This window comes from Verrucomicrobiia bacterium, from assembly GCA_035460805.1.
Classification (GTDB): domain Bacteria; phylum Patescibacteriota; class UBA1384; order CAILIB01; family CAILIB01; genus DATHWI01.
Genome location: DATHWI010000133.1, coordinates 1 through 5,446 on the forward strand (window position 1 = coordinate 1; position 5,446 = coordinate 5,446).

Consider the following 5,446-nt stretch of genomic DNA (forward strand, 5'->3'; position numbering starts at 1 on the left):
GCTACCATGCCGCTCCTCCCTTCCTGAAATCCCACTGGTACACCGTTGCGGCAATCGCGGCCAACAAGGTGCCGTAGGTCAATTACCGGCCCCGGAACCGGATGCAACACCTTATCCAGCTGGGATTGCACAGTTCTGCACGCGGCGGACAAAGCTTTCTGCGGAGTCATCTTCTTGAAGATCGCGTTCTCCCTCGCCATAACATGCTGGTTCCACAGCAGTGGCCCAACAGGCGTGACTGGACGGTAATGGGAGTCCTCAATCAACTCATACCGCTTCGGCAGTGAATCGAGCAATCCATATGTGCATTAACGTGCACTTATTGGATCTACAGGTGATGCAAGCCTTAGCACCCTGATTAAAGTGCATATATGTGCACTTTATGTTGACGCCTGCGTGCCGATCATATATTTTGCATCTGGAATTCGACTCCCCATTCTCAAGCCTCCCGGCACCTTGGGCATTGTTTAGCCCTCGTAAACGCTGCACTTCTATGCAACACCACATTGACTCTTCCCGCCAAAACTGCAATAAAACTCATCACCACAAGGACAATCGCGCCACGACCTGGAATTAGTCTCCGATCTTGCGTCCTCAATTGTCATCCGAGCTCAACATGAAACACGTTCATCCGCGATCCAGGTCCGGGCAGTCCCTCATTATCGTGCTTTGCTTTGTCACCCTGTTTATCGGCCTTGCGCTGCTTTTGCTGTTAAGGTCGAATTCTGCTGCACAGCTCTCATCCAACAGCATTTCTTCAGCAAAAGCTCTGGATTTGGCGCTAAGCGGCGGAGATATTATTATTGGGGATTTTCGCCAGGAGATTATAGACGGCTCGACAAGTACAACGTACGGTTCCGGCGCTAATACTTATGTTGTGTATCAGCCTAAAGATACAGGCAGCGGCGGAATATCAACTGCTGTACCCGCTATCACCGGTTTTACTCCCACTATTGTTAATGGTGTTGAGACAGATGGTCTGGCAAATCTTATTAAGATAAGCCAGAACGCAACACCCTTCTATAACTCCTCGCTGAATGCAAACTTTGCCGGTGACGGTGTCATCCGGGCTTCTGCCGCCAGCTCCCGTGCTCCATCCCTGGACGGCCGCCTGGTGACTCCTGCCCGCTGGAACAGCCATTACCTCATTGGCAGGGCGGCAGCGAATCAGGGCCTTGACTTAAACCCAACTCCAGTAAGTACTTTCCCATCTCCAGACTGGGTTATTGTCACTCGCTCCGGTGCGTCCAAAAGCTATTCATCTGCGGATCTGCCCAAGCTGCAGGATACGGCAAATTCAGAGTTTTCTGTGGGGCGTTTTGCCTATGCTGTTTACAATGAAGGCGGCACGCTGGATATGAATGCAGCAGGATATCCCAGCAGCCTTACGCCTCAGCAGGTTAGTCAGAAGACTTCTATTGCTTACGCCGATTTAAAGCAACTGGGGCTTACCCAAAGTCAGGTCGACCAGATTGTCGGCTGGAGAAACCCCTATACATCCCAGCTTGGCACAAACAGCTCGCAGTTTGGCTCCGTAGCATTTAATCCAGCCTCCGCTTCCAGCTGGTTAAATAACTTTGCCAACTACAACTACTGCCAGACCGATACAACTTCTCCTAACTTCGGTAAGAAGAAGGGATTTCTCAGCGTAAACACTTCCGCTCTGCCTGCGGCCACCGGTGCACCACGTTCGGATCAGATGCTGGTAAGCCGTCAACAACTTATCCGCCTGGTACAGTCGCAGGGGCTCAGCTCGGATATTCTCCAGTATATGGGCACATTCAGCCGCAGCCTGGAGCAGCCATCGTACACGCCTCACCCTGCCCGCCCCCGCATCGTCAATGTTTCAACGCCTCCCCCGACAGCGGGTGGCTCTCCTAATGAGTCTAAATACGCCGGTAACAATGACGCCGCCGGCGGTGATGATATCATCAATCCGGCCTTTCTCAGTATACGCGTTAAAAGCGCCTTTACGCGCCTGAACGGTCAGCAGGCAGTGCCGGGTGAACCGCTCGTACTCAATCGTTTTCCGCTGAACTATCTCAGCATGGTTACCTATAGCGCGACCAACTCCAGCCTGCCTGCAGGTTTTACAGCCAGCGCTTCGGATTCAGACCCCATCTATAACTATTTTGGTTTAAAGAGTACAGATCCCAGCTCTCCGTGGGTGTACAACCATGGCAGCAATGTCATACTTACACTGGACAAAGTTGCAGCAGCAGGCCGTGAACCCGATTTTGCGGAACTTCTCAAAGCCGCCATCATTGTTGGCGCCCTCGGAAAGGGAGCTCCCAACCTCGATACAACGCTCAGTAATTATCAGTACACACTGGATACTTCTGTTGACTATCAGGTTTTGCAAATCATGGCTAATCTGATCGATCAACAGGATTCCGACAGCTATCCTACATGCATACAGATTAACAGCGGTCCAGGTGGAGTTACCACACTCTATGGTGCTGAAGATCTGCCCTACTTCTATCGCTATCATGTAATGTCCGTGGTGGAAGATCTGCCCGATCCCCTGCTGAATTCCAGCGACGTACTCAGTCTCAATCCTATTGGGATAACACAGCAATCCCAAATGGTAAGCCAGTGGGATTTTCCTTCCGGTAATATACAGCCTTCTACGTATATCAGCACCATTCCACCTAATACTACTCTTAAAGATTCCAAGGGTGCCCTTATACCCTGGTCAATTAAGCGTACAAAGAAGGGCAATCTGGTTAACGCAGGCAAAGTAGCTTTCATGATGATTCCCAATTTATGGAATCCTTACGATCCTTCCACCGCTACCAATAATCCTTCCCTACGGCCTGCGCAGTTTCGCATCTATGCGCAGACTTCCAATCCTTCCAATCTCGCAAAATGGCGTGTAGGAATATGTGCGGAACTTACCGGCTATTATCCTGACAAGATCATACCTCAGGATAACAATGCTACACCCAACATGACGTATTACTGGCCGGTATCATCCGCCAATGAACTGACTGTGGATAATACCGAGATGCAGTTTAATGACATCAACGGAACTCTGTTTCGCGAACCTACGCTCTTATGGAGTAACGCGCCGTGGAAATCCGATCCAACTGCATTTAAGTCCAAAACCAGCGTTGTTGATGCCAATACCAAGCGTAAGTACAATGGTATGCTGCTGGGCAAAGCCCCTGTCTCTTTTGAAATGTCCATCAAGAGCACGCCCGCTCAACCCACAGTCGATGGCTCTTATGTTGTTCAGGGCAGTCAGGTGAGTTTTGCTGAATACATTTTAGCAAAGAGTGGCGGTTATCCTCAGGTTACTTTTGTTCTACAGTATCTGGATGCCTCAGGTAAATGGGTGACCTACCATACCTGCTATCCAGATTATCACGGTCTGGCCATTACTCCCGTGGTAGCCAATGCGGCGGAATATACGAAGGATCAGCATTACAATCCGTTTTCGACCAACCAGTTTACAGATTGCATAACGGCTGCTGATCCTCGCACCCCCCGCTGGGGAATGGCAACCAGTGAAGGCCTGGGTGCCGTAGCACCTGGCAATAAAGGCACGACCACTTCAACGGTAGGCTACTTACTGGAGCCTCTGGGCAATAAAAATGTGCTGCTTAATACACAGGCTTCCAACGATATTTTCAAAGCCAATGAGTTTACCGTAATGGAGACTTCCCGCCCCCGTGCGGATAAAGCCAATCACGTTAATTACTCTGTACCTGGCATCGCTAAGAATCTTCAAATGCGTATCATCGCAGGTTCCGGCTTCAGCGCCTCGCTACCGAGTTCCACAGGTGATATATCGCCTTTGTATTTCCCCGGTCTTTTGACTCAAAATGATCCCAATGTCATCTTTAATACACGTAGTAACAAGTCCTCTACTACTCTGTATTTTGAAGATGCCGACGGAATTTGCAGGCGCGCGATGGGAGCATATGCGAATGTTACTATGACGGATGCTTCTACAAGCAGCCTGGCGCAGCCTATTACATCGTCTCCTACACGTATTGGCCTGCCAATGGCTACGGCATGTACGTTTAATACTTCCGCCGTGGGTACGCCTACGCAACAGTGCCAGAGCAGGCCTGTTATTCTTAATCGCGGCTTCAGGAGCGTGAGTGAAATGAGCTATGCTTTTACAGGAACACCCTGGAAGAACATCGACTTTTTCACCCCTGAAAGTGGCTTTACTGCTCTGTTAGATACATTCTGCGTTGGTCTGCCTCCTGTCAATTCTGTGGTTGGTGGCAAGGTCGATCTTAACACGCGCCAAAACCTTGTACTGCAGTGTCTTATTGCCGGTGCGGGACGCGATGAGTGGTATATGCTTCCGACTCCGCCTGCTTATGTGTTTTCTCCCATTACACCTATAGAAGCAGCCGTGGCCGCTCAAAGGCTTGTCGCCTTCACCTCAAATACAACTGACATATGGAGAGGCCCGCTAAGCAATGTAAGCCACCTGGTAGGACGTTATGTGCCGGAGATGTCAGCCGGACCAACCCCCATTGCTCCAGGTGCCGCACCTGACTGGTTTACCTATATACCTCCTACGCCGGTAACCGGCCAGAATGTTACCGCTACCTATTCAGGCTTCACCGGTTTGCTTGATACAACAGTATATACAGATACTACTAACAGCAATAATATGGTATCGCCCATTGTACAGCGCTTCCGGGAATCCGCATTGCGGCCTCTCGCGGATTGTGGACAGACCCGTGTATGGAATCTGATGATCGATGTTATTGCACAGACGGGTAAGTATCCTAAATCTGCCACTACACTGGATCAGTTTGTGGTCGAAGGAGAAAAGCGTCTCTGGATTCACGTGGCTATCGATCGCCTTACCGGGGAGATCATTGATAAGCAAATAGAGGTGGTTGCTCAGTAAACATAGCTAATTGGAATGGTTTTATGATGAACAAGACCTTTTGCTGCATGATTGCCAGTTTGTTCCTTTCTGCACCCTGTATATGGTCGCAGCCGGTGGAAACACCTCTCCCTCCCCTGCCCCGGCCAGAGTCTGTGTTTGCTTCTGTGCCAGGAGCGGTCGTCTGGACGGTAACGTACACCTACCCTGAAGAAATGGGAACAGACAGCACACCCGGACAGAAGCCGTCACTCAAAGGACGTATCAGGTCCTTAAAGACCTCACGTCTTGGCGATGTTACCCATATTCTCATGGTAAATATCGACAGCGCGAACCAGGATATTTGGAGCACCGGCGACGAACACTATGGTAAATGTAACCATACCAGCGACTGGGGAAAGGCCAGCTTAAGTTCAATCGAAGCGTTGAGAGGCTTTCCCGGTACGGACTGGATGGCGGCAGACCAACAGGTGGGGAAGGTTGTCTGGCACGATACCGAATGCGTATTGTTCATGCCCAAACCTCACCCAACGCTCGAAATGGGTGACGCGAAAAAGCTGAAAGCCGCTTTGGAAAAGGCACCGTTTT

At 50.3% G+C, this 5,446-nt stretch carries 2 protein-coding genes; both read left to right on the forward strand.

The features are described 5' to 3' along the window. The first annotated feature begins 616 nt into the window (after positions 1 to 616). Positions 617 to 4,879, forward strand: a complete 4,263-nt coding sequence (locus VLA04_05630) for a hypothetical protein (GenBank protein ID HSI21145.1) — start codon at positions 617 to 619, stop codon at positions 4,877 to 4,879. A 194-nt stretch (positions 4,880 to 5,073) separates the two neighbouring features. Next, positions 5,074 to 5,446 (forward strand): hypothetical protein (locus tag VLA04_05635; GenBank protein HSI21146.1); only part of this gene is annotated, 373 nt, incomplete at its 3' end.

What these genes read in the sequence shown, in the direction of transcription:
- VLA04_05630 (HSI21145.1), top strand. Translation starts at nt 617, where the DNA reads ATGAAACACGTTCATCCGCGATCCAGGTCCGGGCAGTCCCTCATTATC.